The sequence below is a fragment of the Paenibacillus sp. 22594 genome (genome assembly GCF_052044425.1).
GTDB lineage: Bacteria > Bacillota > Bacilli > Paenibacillales > Paenibacillaceae > Paenibacillus_AQ.
Map to the genome: position 1 here is coordinate 115,059 of NZ_JBQENA010000006.1, position 16,702 is coordinate 131,760.

The following is a 16,702-nucleotide window of genomic DNA, read 5'->3' on the forward strand; positions in this document are numbered from 1 at the left end:
CCGGAGCTTCAGCTCCGGTGTTCCTTTTGAAAAGAAGGTTTCATAGAAAATTTGCTTATTTTAGCGAAACAGGTTTCAGCGGCACAATGGTGGAAACAGCCGATTTGAACAGCACATTCTGTCTACCGTCACCCTGCCCCTGCAAAGTGATGGTGTAAGCGTCATAGGAGGTTACAAGTCCCTGCATCTTGACTCCATTGGTTGTAAAGATCGTGACGGGAACCTTGGTTGAGATGCACTGGTTCAACAAACGTTCCTGTAATTTCAGAGTTTCCACTTCGGCAGCACTCCATCTTTTTTTGAATTGTTTTCCAGGACATTATACCACGGGTAAGACCCTCTCTGGAAATGGAGTCGCTCAGCTTTAGAATAGACAAGGGGGTAATTATGCTGCAATTTCAATACGGATCCAGAGGTTTTCGGGGTTTTTTATGGTTTCTGCTGGCTTTTGCCGTGATCGCTGTGTTTGTTAAGCTGGACAGGATCTCTGGTTTTGATATCACAATTATACATGTTGTACAATCAGCGGAAATCCCGGCTCTCACTTCACTGGCCAAAGGATTATCCCTGGTGGGCTCCTCAAAACTTGCAATCGGTATTTCGCTGCTGACCATGATGCTGTTGTTTTTTGTACTGAAGCATAGAATGGAATTGCTTTTGTTCCTCGTAGTCGGCTTAGGCTCACAGATGCTGAACACATGGATGAAGCTTTGGTTTCACCGGGAGCGTCCGAACATCCACCGGTTAATTGAACAAGCAGGATACAGCTTCCCGAGCGGACACTCTATGGCGGCGTTTTCACTCTATGGTGTGCTTGCGTACCTGCTATGGAGGCATATGAGAGGGAGAACCGAGCGGGTACTGTTGATTCTGTTCACCGTACTTATGACTGGAGGTATTGGCTGGAGCCGTGTCTATTTGGGGGTGCACTATCCAAGCGATGTTATTGGAGGATATGCTGCCAGCGGGGCTTGGCTGATGTTGTGCATTGCCTGTTTTGAGGCATTTCGGAACTCACGGAAGCAGAGGCAGCAGCGCCTATGAAAAATGCGGATTCCCGTTAACGCTCACATGGGAATCCGCATTTGGCGGCAGGACCGCTTTTACCAGTTATCCCTGGCTCGCGGTGAGTTCAGGGCTTTGGGGACTCCTGAAAATGAGCAGTGCGGCTGATACTCAGCTTCAGCAGTACCGGCAGACTGGCTTTCAGCTTATTCGCCTCTTCGCGGGTTATCTGGCCGTCCGTAATCGAAGCTTCAAGCTTCAGGCTGGCTGCTTCACTTAGCTTTTGGATATATTGATCTTCGGTCCAGCCTTTTTTCTCCCGGGCTAGAGCGTACAGGGTTTTTCCCGCTCTCAGGCTGCGGATTAACTCGGAACGGTCCATCTCCAGCAGCTTGGATGTTTCATTGATGATGAAATGTCCGCCTCCGGCTCTAAAACCTTTGTCCATATGCGGCGCATGGGGATGCGGTTGTGTTTTCCCAGCATGAACCGCCGAATCCGGTGCAGCGGAAGGAGTCTTTCCAGCTGTATTCTCGGCATAAGTGGCGGCCGGAGCAGAGCAGAGGAGGAGCGCTGCTGTGAAAGCTGTAATTTTTTTGACATTGTTGCTCATGTTTTCACCTCGACTGTTATGTGTTGGGACTGCTGTAACCAGTATTCCCCGAATGCTGAAAGAATCCTGAAGGCTGCCTTAAGACAACCTAAAATTCGCCAGCCTGCTTCTTGGGTAATAATGTCTGTACTATTAGAGATGAACCAAAGCGGATCAGGATATACATATATGTATGAAGTGATATCAATGAAGTAACGCTCACAAAACTTTAGCGTATGCTTACGAAGAGAGTTTTGTACGAAGTGAATTCGAGGATGTAACGCTCACAAAACTTTAGCGTATGCTTTCGAAGCGAGTTTTGACGTAGTGATGTCGAGGATGTAACGCTCACAAAACTTTAGGAGGGATGGATTTGGCTTTTGGCGCCCGCATACTCAAAACCGGTTTGGCAGTAACACTTGCCCTCTATCTGTCCGCTCTATTGAACTTCACATCCCCTGTGGGCGCGGCGATTGCAGCGATATTCGCCATGCAACCCTCTATCTACAGATCCTGGCGGTACTTTCTGGACCAGATTCAGACAAGTACTATGGGTGCGGTACTGGCGCTGCTGGGTGGAATGCTGCTGTCCAATGAACCGATTGCTGTCGGTCTGGTATGTATTCTGGTGATTATGATCAGTATGAAAATGAACCGGGCCGATACGATCGGCCTGACCCTGGTAACTGTGATCTCAGTCATGGAGGCCTCGGGGCAGTGGGAATTTGCCTTAACCCGCTTTTTGCTCACTCTGACCGGTATTATTGCAGCATTCATTATTAATATCGCTGTATTTCCTCCGCAGCCGAGGAAGCAGTATATCCAACAGATTGAAATTGTATTCGGAAGCCTGTCGCTGCTGCTGCGGACGGCGGTGTCGCATGAAATGAAGGAGAGCGTCTTCCGCGATGAGAAAAATGCGCTGGAAGGCTCGATCCGGTCGCTTGCAGACAAATACGCTTTATTTGAGGAGGAGCAAAAGCAGCTTCGCAGGGCAAAATATAGCCAAACCCGGCAAATGGTCGTCTACAAGAATCTCTTGGCTTCACTGCAGAAAGGATTTGAGGTGCTGGAGGCGGTGGAACGGCATTATTTTCAGGCCGAACGTACAGAGCTCACAGATGAGTTGTTCGACCGTCATTTGGAGCAGCTGATCAAGTACCATGAGACGATTTTGCTCAAATTCGAAGACAAACTGAAGCCGGGAGCGACCGATATTGCCCCGCTCGGCGAGGATAACGACCGTTTCCTGCAAGCGGCAATCAACGGCTATGACGCCGGGAAAAACGGACAGCTGAGATTGTCTGTTGTGGCGGCGGCAATCTATGACTACGGGTACCAGTTGGAGCGTCTGGATAAAGTAGCGGACCAGATCAACCGGCTTACAGGGGATGAAAAGGAATAGTTCGCAATCCCGCATGGATATGCGAATGTGTTGACCACCCATCTGGAATTGGAGCATACTTTATAATGTCAGCATGTAAGGTTAGCTAGTTTGGACACAGCAAAAGATCCGGCCCCTAGAGGGACCGGATCATCAAAGACTTGATTAAGTGTGATGTAGTTGATACAATAAAAAGATATCGGAAAATCGTTTGATTTAAAACATAAATACGCAACTTAATTATAACATGGGTAAGGATGAATGTCAACCTTCCAAAGGGGATGAATTGCAATGGAGAAGCATGATAGTGAATGGAAAGAAGAGCAGGAAAGGGTCAGCGGGATTACGAAGCTGTTGTCAGCCCATATCCGGCGGTTATCCGAGGAACTCGGACTTCATCGCAGTGATGTCGTCGATATGCGCAAGGACTTCTGGGAAGAGGTTACGGTGAATTTCAGCAGCCCGGATGACCTCGGGGAAACCTCAACAAGTCTGCGGCAGCAGGCCCAAATTCTGAACGAACGGGAGCGCCATCATCTGCAGTCAAGCAAAGCGCTTAAAAAATATAGAAAGCTGGTTGTATCCCCCTATTTCGGCCGGATTGATTTCAAGGAGACACCTGAAGCCGGGACAGAGCAGATTTATCTGGGCATCGGTTCACTTATGGAGGATAACGGCACTTTCCTGATTTACGACTGGCGTGCACCTATCTCCAGCCTTTACTATGACGGGGCTCCCGGGCCGGCAGCCTATGAAACGCCAGGCGGGCTAATCTCGGGAACGATGGAGTTGAAGCGCCAGTTCGTCATCGATGACGGTACGATAGAAGTCATGTTTGATACAGGTGTTACCATCGGCGACGAGCTGCTTCAGCAGGTACTCAGCCATAGTGCTGACGACCGGATGAAGAGTATCGTAGCGACGATTCAGAAGGAGCAGAATGCTATCATCCGCAATGACCGGAGCCGGATGCTGGTCGTTCAAGGGGCTGCTGGTAGCGGTAAAACCTCGGCTGCATTACAGCGCGTAGCCTATCTGCTCTATAAATACCGTGAAGTGCTGCAGGCAGACCAGATGCTGCTGTTCTCGCCCAATCCGCTTTTTAACAGCTATGTCTCCACTGTGCTCCCGGAACTGGGAGAAGAAAACATGCAGCAGACCACCTTCCAAATGTACCTTGAGCACCGGCTGGGCCAGGAGTTCGAGCTGGAGGATGTCTTCAATCAGACCGAAAGCCTGCTGAATGCCCCTGAAGGGCCGGAGGCAGCCACACGCAGAGAGGGAATCGCTTATAAATCCTCTGTAGCCTTTCTGGATGTGATCAGGCGTTATGTCAATCTACTGGAGCATGAAGGGATGCTGTTTAAGCCACTTGTATTTCAAGGCCGGACGGTTGTCAGCAAGGAAGAGATGGAGCACAAGTTCTACAGCTTTGATTCCAGTATTAAATTGGCGAACCGTATTGATCTCATGACGGGCTGGCTGCTCAAAAAAATCGCTGCGTTCAGTGTGGAAGAACGGGAGTCGCAATGGGTAGAGGATCAGATTGAACTAATGGATTCCAGCGACTATCAGCGGGCTTACAATATGCTTCGCCGTAAGGGCGGTGGCCAGAATGACAGCTTTGATGATTTCGATATGGAGAAAACCTCGCTCGCCAGATTTATCGTCAGCCAGCGTCTGAAGCCGCTGCGCGGCTGGACCAAACGCGGAAGATTCGTAGATGTGAAGGGGCTGTACAGCCTGCTTTTTGCTGACCGGGGATTAATGGAGCGCCTGAGCGGCAGCCAGCAGCTTCCTGATGTCTGGGACAACATCTGCCGGCAGACGATAACTTCACTGCACCAGAACGAGCTTGCCTATGAAGATGCCACACCTTTTCTGTATCTGAAGGAACTGAGCCAGGGTTTCCGCACGAACACACTGATCCGTCATGTGATTGTAGATGAGGTACAGGATTACTCCCCATTCCAGCTGGAGTTCATGCGGCGCCTGTTCCCCCGTGCCAAAATGACAGTACTCGGAGATCTGAATCAGGCGATTTATGCCCAAGGCGAGGTGCTGGGAGATCTGGGTGGACTCGTCAGCATCTATGGGGAGGAGAACACAGAGGTGATCTCATTGACCCGCAGCTACCGTTCCACCTATGAGATCGTTGAGTTTACGCGTTCGATGATTCCCGGAGGGGAAAAAATCGTTCCTTTCAACCGCCGGGGAGAATCACCGCAGCTGACCGTTGTGGACAACGAGAAGGGACTGCTGGCTTCAATAGAACGGGATGTACTGAATCTGCATTCCATGGGCTATCATTATGTGGCGGTCATCTGCAAGACAGCGGAAGAAAGTGCAAGGGTTCATGCCGAGCTACAGGATAGACTTCCGGTGAGGCTGGTTACGAAGGATACGCCCAATTTTCAAAAAGGAACGCTGGTGCTCCCCGCCTACCTGGCCAAAGGTGTGGAATTCGACGCCGTAATCATTTACGACGGCTCTGAAGCTAAATATGGCCGGGAAAGTGAACGCAAGCTGTTCTATACCGCGTGTACCCGGGCGATGCATTTGCTGCACATCTATAGTCTGGGTCAGCCCAATCACTTCCTGCCCGCTGAAGTTCGTGAGTCCGTGACCGCCGTGGCTTCACAGAGCTAAACGCAGGGGTATAATATAATGCAAAGGCCGCCTCCATTATTGATTTATGGAAGGCGGTCTTTTTTGTACACATTCCTAGAGTGATCTTAAGTGTCCTCAGTGGAACATCTATAGCAATACCTATTTGGCTGCTGGGTGGCTTATGGAAGGTTCTTGCGCAAAGCTCCGGCGTTTATATCGTGAAGTTAGGAGTATAACTGTATAGATCAACAGCAATAAAATCGGGGCAAGGGTTGAATAACGGTACATGACAGCATAGCTGGTATACAGTGCAACCGAACCGAGAATCAGGGAGCCAATCGCTACACCCAGATCCAGTGAGTTGAAGAACATACCGTTAGCCATCCCGCGCTGACGGGGCTCTACGGATTGAATCATCCAGGTCTGCAGTGCAGGCTGCATCGAGCCAAACCCTATTCCATAACAAATCGCGGCCGGAAAAAGGGCGCCTGTTGAGGAAGCGAAAGAAAGCAGCAGTAATCCTGCGATAATGAATAGACTTCCGGGAATAAGCAAGGCTGGAGGACCGAAGCGGTCGTAGATTTTGCCGGACAGAGGTCTTACAACCACAATGGCGACGGCATTGAACAGGAAGAAGTAAGCGATATGATCCAGATGGATTTCCGTACCGAATAGAGCCAGAAATCCCAGCAGGCCTCCATAAGAGACGGCTAACAGGAAATTAAGCACGCAGGGTACGAATAGTCTGCCGAAGGCTCCACCCTTAAGTTCCAATACCGGTGCGTTTGCCGGTTCCTTGTGGTGCGCAGGCAGCTTCGTGGTCAAACGGTAGCCGAGTGGCACAATTAGTGCCAGTACAACGGCTGTGCAGATAAGCAGCGAACCGAAGCCGGGTCCCTGCAGCAGGCTGAGCCCGATCAGCGGGCCGGCTGACATCGCCAGACTCGTGGAGAGGCCGAAATACCCCATACCTTCGCCCATCCGCCGGATCGGGATCACATCGGAGGCCATTGTCGGGAATGCGGTGCTGGCCATGCCGAAGCCAATCCCGAACAGCATCCGGAGGAGCAAAAGAGCAAGAATGCTTCCTGCCCAGTAGTAGCCGATCACCGCAGCAAGGGATACAGCCAGCCCAAGGAAGATCAGCAGATTTCGGCCACCTTTCTCCATAGCCTTCGCGGAGAAGAGGCGTGAAGCAATGGCGCTTAGCGCGAAGAGACTGGTTACAAGACTGACTTGTACAGAAGAAGCCTTGAGTGTTCCTTCAGCATAGGCGGGGAGAGTGGATAGGGTCATTTGCAGACCCATGAACAGCATTAAGTTGCAGATTGTAAGAATAATAAATGACGGGGTCCATAATCGCTCAGATGTATGATTCAATGCGGGTTGCTCCTATTCTTTAAGCGTATTTCCAGTGTTGTGGTAGATCAGCTCCAGCATGGAGCGGAGGTCTTCCAGCTGCTCTGTGCGGAGTCCATTAACAGCTGTTGCAATGGTCTGTTGCTCTAGAGAAACCGTTCGCTCAATTAATGACTTGCCGGTCTCGGTCGCATAGAGCTGGAAGGCACGCCGGTCGGTGGGGCTCATGGTCTTGTGTATGAAGCCTTTCTTCTGCAGCAGTTCTACAATGCGGGCGGTAGTCGGTTGGTCCTTGGCAGCCGCAGCGGCAACCTCTTTCTGGTTAATGCCTTCACGGTCACAGATCATCAGCAGGATAGACCACTGCTCCGGAGTAATGTCATAAGGCTTAAGGACGCGTGCAAATGCATTGGAAATCCTTCGGTGCGTAGAGCCGAGAAGAAATCCAAGGAAATCTTGGGGTGAAGAAAGGGACATGATTACTCATCCTTTCATAAATACTTGTCATAACAATTATATTTAAGACATGTATATATGTCAATGTACAACAAAAAGCCTCTACCCGCATCTGCGGAAAGAGGCTGGTAATGTATCGGTAAACGGTGCTTAGACTTGCGGAACTTTCTCCCAGTCTTTCAGGAAACGCTCGATACCGCTGTCGGTTAACGGATGCTTCCAGAGAGAAGGCAGGAGGGAACCCGGAATGGTTGCTATGTGCGCGCCTGCAATCGCTGCCTGCTCCACATGAGCAATGTTGCGGATGCTCGCAGCAATGATTTCTGACTGAAGTCCGTAGTTGGTCAGGATGGTCTTCAAATCCGAAATCAGCTTCATGCCGTCAACACCGATATCATCCAGGCGTCCAACGAACGGGCTGATATAGGTAGCGCCGGCTTTGGCGGCCATCAGTCCCTGAGCTGCCGAGAAGATGAGGGTTACGTTTGTTTTGATGCCTTTTTTGGTTAATTCATAACAAGCTTCCAAACCATCTTCGGTCATCGGCAGCTTGATAACCACATTCGGTGCCCATTCAGCGATTTCGTAAGCTTCCTTCAGCATTTCTTCGGCTTTCAGTCCGATGACTTCAGCGCTGACCGGACCTGGTACAATCGCAACGATTTCTTTGATTACATCTTTGAAGAGTCTGCCTTCTTTGGCGATAAGCGACGGATTTGTCGTTACGCCATCCACTAATCCGAGGCGGGTAATACGTTTGATTTCTTCAATATTTCCGGTATCCAAGAAAAATTTCATTTCGTGGTATCCTCCCTTGATTTGATATGGATTGACAAACATTTAGCACCACTTCATTATGAATCATGCTGCTGGAAGATTCAACTGTTAATATGAATATTTCAAAATAACTTTATAGAATTTCAGGTCAAAATGTTAATTCAGCGCGCCAGGCCCATTCCCTGACACGTTCTTCACGTGATAATATAGAAGCGGTGTTGCCCAAATCGTTGAAATGGCAGGTGTCAGTTATGATTATGGTATATGCAGGGGTTGTTGCCTTTCTGTTATTTGCTGCCGGAATCATGGCCTTCCAGAACAGCAGGCTGATTGCCCAGCAGGAGGCTGATGAGTCAGCAGGACGAGTCAGCAGCTTAATGTATTCTGTTTATCATCAGTCCTTTTCATACAATGAAGAGCGGCCGGAAGCGGTTCCTTTGTTTCAATTTACCGTACATTCACGCTCGGAGGGGCAGCTTGCAGGTGGAGAGGTCGACAAAACGATAGCCCTATGCCGAGTTCCGGCAGGAGGCGGGGAAATGGCACTCTCCGACGCTCAGAGCTGGATGCTGGGCAATATCCGGCAGTCGGCCTTGCGGGGCGAGCAGATCCTGGCTGATTCTTTTACGGACAACGCATTGAGCAAAGGGGAGAAAGAGATGATCTTCCTTTTGGAATCCGCTGTGAAGGAGGAGACCGCAGATGCAAATCATTATTAACCATGTGGCTATTTCCACCCGGCAGGGCGATATTACCGCCTGGCAGGGAGACATGATTGTAAATGCTTCGAATTCGGGCCTTTTTGGCGGAGGTGGTGTGGACGGTGCGATTCACCGGGCCGGCGGACCGCAAATTGCTGAAGCCTGTGCAGAGATCCGTCACAAGCAAGGCGGTATCCTTCCTGGTGAAGCTGTGGTGACAAATGCCGGGAATCTGCCTTTCCTGGGGATCATACATACAGTAGGGCCGATATGGAAAGGCGGAGGTGCAGGAGAAACTGCAATTCTGGCCCAATGCTACTTGAGCAGCCTGGAGGCAGCCTGCAGCCGGGGGGCGATGAGCATTGCTTTTCCCAACATCAGCACGGGGGTCTATAATTTCCCCAAAGTCTTGGCATGCCAAACTGCGCTTAGTGCTGTCATTGAGTATATTAAGGAACGTGATTCCGGTGGACTGCCGCTGAAACGGATAGAATTTATCTGCTATGAGAAGGATAATGCCGAATTATACGAGCAAATGCTTCATGACTATGCCTGAATTGCGTAGTAACGTTCCTATATTGATATGAAAATTACAAGTTGAATCTATATAGAAAAATGAACATTCCACAGGATGAGGGTGAGGAATCGGAAATGTGTTCAAATATTGGAGTGAACTTTGTTGTGGTTGATCCCGAGAATAAGGATTTGAGGGCGTTAATTGACCGTCTGGATGAAGAACTGAAATCAAGGTATCCGCATGAGACGATCTACGTTGTGGATTTCTCTGACCCCAAGGTGCGGGAAATGACCTTCGTGGTGGCTTATTCCGGGGACAAGCCGGTAGGCTGCGGGGGGCTGCGTCCGTTGGCTGACGATTCTTCCAGTATGGAACTGAAACGTTTCTATGTAGACCCGGCTACCCGCCAACAAGGGATTGCGAACCGTATGCTACTGGATTTGGAGCAGAAGGCGGTAGCGGAGGGCTGCAGAGAGATCCGGCTGGAGACAGGCATCAAGCAGCCGGAAGCCATTGCGCTGTATGAGAAGCACGGCTACCGGCCAATTGATTTGTTTGGACCCTATGTTGGTGATCCTGACAGCCTATGTTACGGCAAAATTTTGTCTTAATCCAAGCTTAAGCATGGTACTTGCCGGCCGGTGCATCCAGCACCCACTCCAGCATCAGGATCATATCCTCCAGCCGGCTCAGCTGGGTATTCAGCGGTTCCCGCTGGGGGCTGCCATCCGGCAGCGGTGCCAGGCGGGATTCCACAGATCTTTTTTGCAGGGTCAATTCGTTGATCTTGGATTGGATCTGATGTTCGGTTCTCATACTGGAAGCCTCCTGGCGGTGATGATGTGATTGCACTTCAGAACTATTATAACGGATACATGGGGGTATTAGAAATGAGTATCAATGTGAAGCAGCTCGCGGCAGAGAAGGCAGTAGAGTATGTAAAGGACGGAATGAAGGTAGGACTCGGAACAGGATCTACAGCTTACTGGGCCATCCGGAAGCTCGGTGAACGAGTAAAAGAAGGTTTGCAGATCACTGCCGTTGCCACTTCGGTTGCCTCAGAGGAACAGGCACGTGAGCTCGGGATCCCCCTGGTTGGTTTCGGCGATATCAAGGGTCTTGATCTGACCATTGACGGTGCAGATGAGTTGAATCATGATCTGGAGCTCATTAAGGGCGGCGGAGGTGCACTGCTTCGTGAGAAGATCGTGGCCCGCAATAGTACACGGATGATTGTGGTGGCTGACGAGAGTAAAGTCGTTGATACTCTAGGTGAATTTCCATTGCCGGTGGAGATCGTTCCATTTGCCTGGGAGTGGACCGTGGCTGAGCTGGCCAAGCTGGGCTGCACACCAGAGCTCCGGCGGAGCGGGGATACCCTGTACAAAACTGACAATGGAAATTACATTGCCGATTGCCGTTTCGGGTCCATTGCTTCAGCTGCTGAACTCGCGGATTCCCTTCAGAATATTACCGGGGTAGTAGAGCATGGACTCTTCATTGGCATCGCCGCTGTGGCGATTGTCGGCAAACCGGACGGGAGCATTGAAGTCATTGAGTGCGGGCAAGGCGAGTAACAAAAGTAATCACAGGAGCATCGGCCAGAGCAGCAGGAAGAAGAAGCATATGCCACCGCAAGCGAAGGGAATAGCCAGAGCCCTGCTCATGATTCTGTTTATTGTATATAGTGCCGCCCTGGTATACTGGATGTTCCTCGGATTTGGACGAACGGTTCACACAGAAGGGCCTTTCCGGTATAACCTGGAGCTGTTTCGTACTATAAAGTTGTATTTTGATCTAAAGAACGGAGTTTCTTTGACAGGAAGGGTAATCAATATACTGGGCAATGTAATTGTATTTGCGCCATTCGGCTTTTTTCTGCCGTTGCTGAAACGGAATTTGCACGCTGTCATTCGGTTGCTCATGGTCTCGGCAGCGGGCATACTGCTCTTGGAAACCATGCAAATGCTGCTGCGCGCCGGCAGTTTCGATATTGATGATGTGCTGCTGAACCTTGCGGGAGTATTAAGCGGGTACATCTTGCTTCGGATTGTGTATTTCAGAAGAAAGTAAAATGTAATCAGAGGTTCTTATGGCAGGATTAAGTGAATGTACGGAGAGGAGAACAAAACAAATGCTGATAGATTTGAAGCAGCGTATGGATACAGAAGAAGTGAAGGAGCTGTTGGCTTATGCTGTGATTGATGAACCGGATGCGCTCTGGCGTACAACGGTGGAATATGGCAGCAAGGCGGCACTTCAGCTCTGCGGCTGGGAAGAGGAAGGATTGCTTGTAGGACTGGTAGGCTTTGAAGAGACTGAAGATGGTTCGCTGGAAATCCGTCATATTGCCGTGCTCCCGGAGAACCGGGGCAAAGGCTATGCGAGGGGAATCATTCTGGAGCTGCTGGCGGCCCGTAATCCGCGGTATCTGCTTGCTGAGACGGAGGACGAGATTGCCGCAGACTTTTACCGGAATCTGGGCTTTATGGTCTACAGTCTTGGAGAGAATCCCGCAGGTATTGAAATGTTCCGCTGTGTGTATGAAGTTGAAGAAGCTGAGGATGAGGAGTAATCCTGCGGACTGCATCCTTATTTTTCAAAATATAAGAATTTTACGTTTCATGCTACTTAGGCAGCATGGGTATAAGCCATTTCGCATATGAATTGCGGGGTGGCTTTTTTTGCAATACAAATCTTTTGCGGGGATCTGGTTTGTGACATTGACTTTTTAGACTGTGAATCATATAGTTTTACTGTGAAACTATTCTACACGCGAACTATCATCTGGGTAGGAGGTTGGGATTATGAAGCTTGAGGCGGAGCAATGGATTAACCGCTATGTGGATGCATATATGGCAGTGACCCGGCAGATCAACGCGCAGATCAGAGACAGTATGGCAGAAGGCTTAACCAACGATCAATTTCTCATTATGCGTCTGATCAAGAGCCAGGATCTCTGTACATCCACTTATTTAGCAGAAGCAGTAGCTGTGGGGAAGAGCTCTATCACTGCAATAATCAATAGGCTGGTTGAAGCGGGATTTATTGACCGGACCCGGGATGAGAATGATCGCCGCCAAGTCTATTTGTCACTTACAAACAAAGGAAGCGAAACCTATTCTACGGCTGAGAAGCAGGTACATGAGGTGATTTCCCCTTATTTCTCGCATTTTGAGGAACGGGATATTGAAAAATTCATCACGATGTTTGAAAAGCTGGCATTTTTGATGCAGGAAACAGGAGGTAGAAACAATTGAAGACCATACTTAAAGCAAGATGGGCCATTATAGTCGTATGGCTCGCCGTGGCGGTCCTGCTATTTTTAACAGCTCCGGGCATGTCTGATCTGGTACGCGAAAAGGGACAGATTTCTGTTCCAGACGGCTATACCTCTACCAGAGCCTCAGAGATAATGAAGGAAGTGGCCGATGCCAAAGGCGGGGAGACGCTCCACCAGGTGGCGCTTGTCTTCAACAAACCAGGCGGTCTTTCCGCTGAAGACACAGAGAGCATTAAGCAAGGTATCGGGAAGCTCACCGCTCAAAAAGACTCGCTAAAGATTGACTCCATCACCGACCCGTTTTCGCAGTCGGAATTGAAGGACACCCTGATTGCTAAAGACGGCAAAACGGTTATGGCCGCGCTGATGGTAAGTGGCGGAGAGGAATCCGTCAAGCAATTGCCGGATAAAGTGAATGCATTGCTCAGCAGTGTCAGCGCCGACCACTACTTGACGAGTGAGGGATTGATTACAGAGGATACCATCGCCAGCTCGGAAGCAGGGCTGAAGAAGTCGGAATATATTACCGTTATCTTCATTTTGCTGATTCTGTTTGTGGTGTTCCGTTCGTTCGTCGCCCCATTTGTGCCGCTGCTGACTGTGGGCCTTAGCTATATTGTGTCACAGTCCATTGTAGCGTTCCTTGTGGACCGCTTCGATTTTCCATTATCGACTTTTACGCAGATTTTTATGGTTGCCGTCATGTTCGGGATCGGGACGGATTACTGTATATTGCTGATCAGCCGCTTCAAGGAAGAGCTGGCTTCTGCTGAGGATACCAAAAGTGCAATTATCTCTACTTACCGCAAAGCGGGGAGCACAGTATTCTACTCCGGTCTTGCTGTATTTGTCGGTTTTGTGGCGATCGGATTATCCAAGTTCGGGCTTTACCGTTCGGCGGTGGCAGTGGCTGTAGGAATTGCCGTGATGCTGCTGGCACTCGTGACAGTCGTTCCCTTCTTCATGGCGGTGCTGGGCAAAATGCTGTTTTGGCCGTCAAGCAGTAAGCTAGAGCATAGCGAAAGCCGGATTTGGGGGGTGGCAGGTTCTTTTTCCCTCAAAAGACCTTGGGCGGCATTGCTGATTGTTGCGGCGGTCGTACTGCCGTTCCTCTTGACTTACAGCGGCAAGCTGTCCTTTAACAGCATGGATGAAATCGGTTCGAACTACGCTTCAGTCAAAGGCTTTAACATTATTTCCAAGAGCTTCGGCCCGGGGGAATCCATGCCCGGTAAGATCGTTATCAAGAATGACGACCGTATGGACACCTCGGAATATATGGGGCTTGCGGAGAAAATCAGCCGTGAGCTGGAAAAGGTGGAAGGCGTTAAATCGGTACGCAGCATGTCGCGTCCGACCGGCGAACAGATCAATGACTTTTTGATTCCGACTCAAGTGGCAACTCTAACCGATGGTCTTAGCCAGAGCAATGAAGGTCTGACCAAGATACAGTCGGGGCTAGAGGAAGCGAGTAAGCAGCTCAGTGACAATGAACCGAAGCTGAACGAAGCTGTATCAGGCAGCGCGAAGCTGACACAAGGCACAGCCGAGTTGAAAAAAGGCATTGATGCTCTGGGCGACGGACTGTCGCGCATCGAAAACGGCATTAAGAGCGGCTCCTCTGGAGCCGGAGAGATCAAAGCCGGGCTGGCCCAGGCGGCAGCCAGTGCCAAGCAGTTAGCCGATGCCAATGCAGCACTGCTGGCGGGCTACAAGAAAATCGGGGCAGGACTGACGGCGCTGGATGGCGGACTTGGACAGCTCCAGACCCAGCTTCAAGGCGTGGCGACTGCACTGGGGGGGTTGGATGTATCTTTCACCGGTCTGGAAGCTGCTCATCCTGAACTCCTGCAAGATGCCAACTATCAGACGATCAAAGGCACTGTAACACAGAGTGGTGCAGGAGCAGCGCAGCTCGCAGAAGGCCTAGGCCAGATTTCCGGGCAGTTGAAAGGAGCCGCAGCGGGCCTGAATGAGGCCAATACAGGATATGCCAAAGCGGCAGCCGGACAGACAGCGCTGGCGCAGGGTCTCAATAAGCTCGTGGCCGGAATCAGCCAGCTGCAATCAGGGCTGAATCAGGCGGCAGCCGGACAAGGACAGATCGTGGATAAGATTCCTTCCATTACAAGCGGTCTGGATCAGCTGCAGGGCGGCCAGCAGCAACTGGCAGACGGGTTTGGCCAGCTTACAGGACAAATCAGCCAATTGACCGATGGGCTGAGTAACAGTGCTGACGGCCTGAAGCAGATTACAGGCGGACTTGATTCTGCTCAGGATTACCTGAAGCAGATTCAAGATGCCAAGGATGATGAGCTGAGCGGGTTCTTAGTACCGGCAGAGGCGCTTAAGGCTGATGGCATGGGGCAGGTGTTTGATAACTATCTGTCTGATGACCGCAAGGTGATGACACTGGATGTGGTATTTGCGGCCAATCCATACAGCGCGAAGGCGATTGACAGCATGGGGGATATTCAGGCAGCTGTAGACCGTGCCGTCAAAGGTACAAAGCTGGAAAATGCCGAAACGGCCATCAGCGGAGTAACCAGTACCTATAGTGATTTGCAAAAAATATCGAATGAGGATTATACACGGACGGTTGTCCTTATGCTAGGCGGTATCTTCATCATCCTGGTATTTCTGCTTCGTTCGATTATCATGCCGCTGTATCTGATTCTTTCACTTGTGATCACATACTTTACAGCGCTCGGGGTGACCGAGGCGATTTTCGTACATTTGTTGAATTATTCAGGAATCACCTGGACGACGCCATTCTTCAGCTTTGTGATGCTGATTGCGCTCGGTGTGGATTACAGTATTTTCCTCATGGCCCGGTTCAATGAGAACAAAACCTGGGATGTGCGTGAAGCGATCCTGCACGCAATGCGTAACATGGGCACAGTAATCCTGTCTGCGGTAGTGATTTTAGGCGGAACCTTCGCCTCAATGTACCCGTCAGGAGTACTGTCAATGATGCAGATTGCAACCGTAGTTCTGTCGGGTCTTGCCCTGTACGCACTGGTGTTCCTACCGTTCTTCGTACCGGTGATGGTACGGATGTTCGGCCGGGCCAACTGGTGGCCGTTCAGCGGATCCGCTTCGGATGACAAACCTAAAACGCTGGATATGTAAACTTTATCTGAGTTGTAGCTTTAAAACCCAAAAAACCTCCGCTGCACACATGACCTGTGCTGGCAGGAGGTTTTTTGGATTTGATGTATGTAGCGTTGAACTAGCGCATCTTTGCGAAATAGCTGCGCAGCGCCCAGCCGCGTTCCTGGCGTTTTTTATATTTAGGGAGCGAACGGTAAATGGCTGTCGATTCGGCAAAAGCACGTTTTGCATCGTCCACTCTGCCCAGTGCCTTGTACATCGAACCTGCAAGATAATAGGCTTCGCTGGAAGAGGATTGGATCTCTTGAAACTGGGTTACATAATGCAAGGCTTTGTCATGGTCGATATTGCGGAAGGTTTCAGCGAGACGGAGATAAGGCTGTCCGTACTGGGCCTTACGGTTGATCTCCAGGCCTTGCAGCATCTGAGCCTCGCCTTCGGGCAGGAGACCCAGCTTCAAATTCGCATAACCGAGCTCAACCCAATATTCGGCGGATTGCTCATAGCGGTCAGCGATTTGTACAAGCAGTTCCTTGGATTCACTGTAACGCTTGCGCTCAATCAGCAGCCTTGCCAAATCGAACTTGGCTGACACATCATTGGGATTGAGTGAAATGGTCGTCCGCAGTCGGGACATTTGCCGGCTCCGGCGGAATGGTTTGGTGATGCTGGGGAAAATACCGACATATCGGCGGTCCAGAAAATACAGGATAACGAGCAGAATGATAAGAGCCAAAAAAGGGTTGCCCACCAGGCGGTACAGCAGCAAGAAACCGAAAATTTTAAACATGAATTCCCTCCGTTATAGTGGTGTATCCGAATCAATTCCTATAGCTGACTGCAGAGCAGGGTAATTATACCATATCATCCTATATTTCCGATTGTTATTTTTTTGTACAGAACG

Annotated in this window: 18 protein-coding genes; 11 read left to right on the top strand and 7 right to left on the bottom strand. The window is 50.2% G+C overall.

Annotation, left to right across the window (positions count from 1 at the left end; translation table 11 throughout):
- Window positions 1-55: 55 nt before the first annotated feature.
- The gene (gene hfq / locus ACTJKB_RS19735) at window positions 56-277 is read right to left on the bottom strand and encodes an RNA chaperone Hfq (RefSeq protein ID WP_440836089.1); all 222 of its coding nucleotides are present in this window, start codon (window positions 275-277) and stop codon (window positions 56-58) included.
- Between the two features lie 110 nt (window positions 278-387).
- Between hfq and ACTJKB_RS19740 the strand changes: the two genes are divergently transcribed.
- Entirely contained in the window at window positions 388-1,044 is a 657-nt protein-coding gene (locus ACTJKB_RS19740; RefSeq protein ID WP_440836090.1) for a phosphatase PAP2 family protein, read from the top strand.
- 88 nt (window positions 1,045-1,132) lie between these two features.
- Here the strand turns inward: ACTJKB_RS19740 and ACTJKB_RS19745 are convergent, their stop codons facing one another.
- On the bottom strand, window positions 1,133-1,618 hold the full coding sequence (locus ACTJKB_RS19745; RefSeq protein ID WP_440836091.1) for a hypothetical protein: 486 nt from the start codon (window positions 1,616-1,618) through the stop codon (window positions 1,133-1,135).
- 352 nt (window positions 1,619-1,970) lie between these two features.
- Here ACTJKB_RS19745 and ACTJKB_RS19750 point away from each other — a divergent pair, with 352 nt between their 5' ends.
- Window positions 1,971-3,002, top strand: coding sequence for an FUSC family protein (locus ACTJKB_RS19750; RefSeq protein ID WP_440836092.1), 1,032 nt, complete (start codon window positions 1,971-1,973; stop codon window positions 3,000-3,002).
- A gap of 270 nt (window positions 3,003-3,272) precedes the next feature.
- Complete coding sequence (gene helD, locus ACTJKB_RS19755; protein ID WP_440836093.1) at window positions 3,273-5,630, top strand: RNA polymerase recycling motor HelD; 2,358 nt, start codon at window positions 3,273-3,275, stop codon at window positions 5,628-5,630.
- Window positions 5,631-5,750: 120 nt separating this feature from the next.
- On the opposite strand, the gene ACTJKB_RS19760 is transcribed toward helD, so the two are convergent.
- From ACTJKB_RS19760 to fsa, 3 genes are all read right to left on the bottom strand, one after another.
- Entirely contained in the window at window positions 5,751-6,971 is a 1,221-nt protein-coding gene (locus ACTJKB_RS19760; protein WP_440836094.1) for an MFS transporter, read from the bottom strand.
- Window positions 6,972-6,983: 12 nt separating this feature from the next.
- The gene (locus ACTJKB_RS19765; RefSeq protein ID WP_440836095.1) at window positions 6,984-7,427 is read right to left on the bottom strand and encodes a MarR family winged helix-turn-helix transcriptional regulator; all 444 of its coding nucleotides are present in this window, start codon (window positions 7,425-7,427) and stop codon (window positions 6,984-6,986) included.
- A 129-nt stretch (window positions 7,428-7,556) separates the two neighbouring features.
- The gene (gene fsa / locus ACTJKB_RS19770; RefSeq protein WP_074088639.1) at window positions 7,557-8,204 is read right to left on the bottom strand and encodes a fructose-6-phosphate aldolase; all 648 of its coding nucleotides are present in this window, start codon (window positions 8,202-8,204) and stop codon (window positions 7,557-7,559) included.
- A 230-nt stretch (window positions 8,205-8,434) separates the two neighbouring features.
- On the opposite strand from fsa, the gene ACTJKB_RS19775 reads away from it, so the two are divergent.
- From ACTJKB_RS19775 to ACTJKB_RS19785, 3 genes are all read left to right on the top strand, one after another.
- The gene (locus ACTJKB_RS19775; RefSeq protein ID WP_440836096.1) at window positions 8,435-8,902 is read left to right on the top strand and encodes a hypothetical protein; all 468 of its coding nucleotides are present in this window, start codon (window positions 8,435-8,437) and stop codon (window positions 8,900-8,902) included.
- Window positions 8,886-9,440 carry a macro domain-containing protein gene (locus ACTJKB_RS19780; RefSeq protein ID WP_440836097.1) on the top strand — a complete coding sequence of 185 codons (555 nt, stop codon included), beginning with the start codon at window positions 8,886-8,888 and terminating at the stop codon, window positions 9,438-9,440. The genes ACTJKB_RS19775 and ACTJKB_RS19780 overlap by 17 nt, the downstream gene beginning before the upstream one ends.
- A 95-nt stretch (window positions 9,441-9,535) precedes the next feature.
- Window positions 9,536-10,012 (top strand): GNAT family N-acetyltransferase, encoded by a 477-nt coding sequence (locus ACTJKB_RS19785; protein WP_440836344.1) that lies wholly within the window; start codon window positions 9,536-9,538, stop codon window positions 10,010-10,012.
- A 7-nt stretch (window positions 10,013-10,019) separates the two neighbouring features.
- On the opposite strand, the gene ACTJKB_RS19790 is transcribed toward ACTJKB_RS19785, so the two are convergent.
- On the bottom strand, window positions 10,020-10,217 hold the full coding sequence (locus ACTJKB_RS19790) for a hypothetical protein (RefSeq protein ID WP_440836098.1): 198 nt from the start codon (window positions 10,215-10,217) through the stop codon (window positions 10,020-10,022).
- 74 nt (window positions 10,218-10,291) lie between these two features.
- Between ACTJKB_RS19790 and rpiA the strand changes: the two genes are divergently transcribed.
- The 5 genes from rpiA (at window position 10,292) to ACTJKB_RS19815 (ending at window position 15,816) form a co-directional block, all read left to right on the top strand.
- Window positions 10,292-10,978 carry a ribose-5-phosphate isomerase RpiA gene (gene rpiA, locus ACTJKB_RS19795; RefSeq protein WP_440836099.1) on the top strand — a complete coding sequence of 229 codons (687 nt, stop codon included), beginning with the start codon at window positions 10,292-10,294 and terminating at the stop codon, window positions 10,976-10,978.
- Window positions 10,979-11,027: 49 nt separating this feature from the next.
- Complete coding sequence (locus ACTJKB_RS19800; RefSeq protein ID WP_440836100.1) at window positions 11,028-11,474, top strand: VanZ family protein; 447 nt, start codon at window positions 11,028-11,030, stop codon at window positions 11,472-11,474.
- Between the two features lie 61 nt (window positions 11,475-11,535).
- On the top strand, window positions 11,536-11,976 hold the full coding sequence (locus ACTJKB_RS19805; RefSeq protein ID WP_440836101.1) for a GNAT family N-acetyltransferase: 441 nt from the start codon (window positions 11,536-11,538) through the stop codon (window positions 11,974-11,976).
- A gap of 232 nt (window positions 11,977-12,208) precedes the next feature.
- Entirely contained in the window at window positions 12,209-12,661 is a 453-nt protein-coding gene (locus tag ACTJKB_RS19810; RefSeq protein ID WP_440836102.1) for a MarR family winged helix-turn-helix transcriptional regulator, read from the top strand.
- Complete coding sequence (locus ACTJKB_RS19815) at window positions 12,658-15,816, top strand: MMPL family transporter (protein WP_440836103.1); 3,159 nt, start codon at window positions 12,658-12,660, stop codon at window positions 15,814-15,816. Before ACTJKB_RS19810 ends, ACTJKB_RS19815 begins: the two co-directional genes overlap by 4 nt.
- A gap of 100 nt (window positions 15,817-15,916) precedes the next feature.
- Here the strand turns inward: ACTJKB_RS19815 and ACTJKB_RS19820 are convergent, their stop codons facing one another.
- Window positions 15,917-16,588 (bottom strand): tetratricopeptide repeat protein, encoded by a 672-nt coding sequence (locus tag ACTJKB_RS19820; RefSeq protein WP_440836104.1) that lies wholly within the window; start codon window positions 16,586-16,588, stop codon window positions 15,917-15,919.
- Window positions 16,589-16,702 lie beyond the last annotated feature (114 nt).

What these genes read in the sequence shown, in the direction of transcription:
- ACTJKB_RS19740 (WP_440836090.1), top strand. Translation starts at nt 388, where the DNA reads ATGCTGCAATTTCAATACGGATCCAGAGGTTTTCGGGGTTTTTTATGG.
- ACTJKB_RS19745 (WP_440836091.1), bottom strand. Translation starts at nt 1,618, where the DNA reads ATGAGCAACAATGTCAAAAAAATTACAGCTTTCACAGCAGCGCTCCTC.
- helD (WP_440836093.1), top strand. Translation starts at nt 3,273, where the DNA reads ATGGAGAAGCATGATAGTGAATGGAAAGAAGAGCAGGAAAGGGTCAGC.
- ACTJKB_RS19765 (WP_440836095.1), bottom strand. Translation starts at nt 7,427, where the DNA reads ATGTCCCTTTCTTCACCCCAAGATTTCCTTGGATTTCTTCTCGGCTCT.
- fsa (WP_074088639.1), bottom strand. Translation starts at nt 8,204, where the DNA reads ATGAAATTTTTCTTGGATACCGGAAATATTGAAGAAATCAAACGTATT.
- ACTJKB_RS19775 (WP_440836096.1), top strand. Translation starts at nt 8,435, where the DNA reads ATGATTATGGTATATGCAGGGGTTGTTGCCTTTCTGTTATTTGCTGCC.
- ACTJKB_RS19780 (WP_440836097.1), top strand. Translation starts at nt 8,886, where the DNA reads ATGCAAATCATTATTAACCATGTGGCTATTTCCACCCGGCAGGGCGAT.
- ACTJKB_RS19785 (WP_440836344.1), top strand. Translation starts at nt 9,536, where the DNA reads ATGTGTTCAAATATTGGAGTGAACTTTGTTGTGGTTGATCCCGAGAAT.
- ACTJKB_RS19790 (WP_440836098.1), bottom strand. Translation starts at nt 10,217, where the DNA reads ATGAGAACCGAACATCAGATCCAATCCAAGATCAACGAATTGACCCTG.
- rpiA (WP_440836099.1), top strand. Translation starts at nt 10,292, where the DNA reads ATGAGTATCAATGTGAAGCAGCTCGCGGCAGAGAAGGCAGTAGAGTAT.
- ACTJKB_RS19800 (WP_440836100.1), top strand. Translation starts at nt 11,028, where the DNA reads ATGCCACCGCAAGCGAAGGGAATAGCCAGAGCCCTGCTCATGATTCTG.
- ACTJKB_RS19805 (WP_440836101.1), top strand. Translation starts at nt 11,536, where the DNA reads ATGCTGATAGATTTGAAGCAGCGTATGGATACAGAAGAAGTGAAGGAG.
- ACTJKB_RS19810 (WP_440836102.1), top strand. Translation starts at nt 12,209, where the DNA reads ATGAAGCTTGAGGCGGAGCAATGGATTAACCGCTATGTGGATGCATAT.
- ACTJKB_RS19820 (WP_440836104.1), bottom strand. Translation starts at nt 16,588, where the DNA reads ATGTTTAAAATTTTCGGTTTCTTGCTGCTGTACCGCCTGGTGGGCAAC.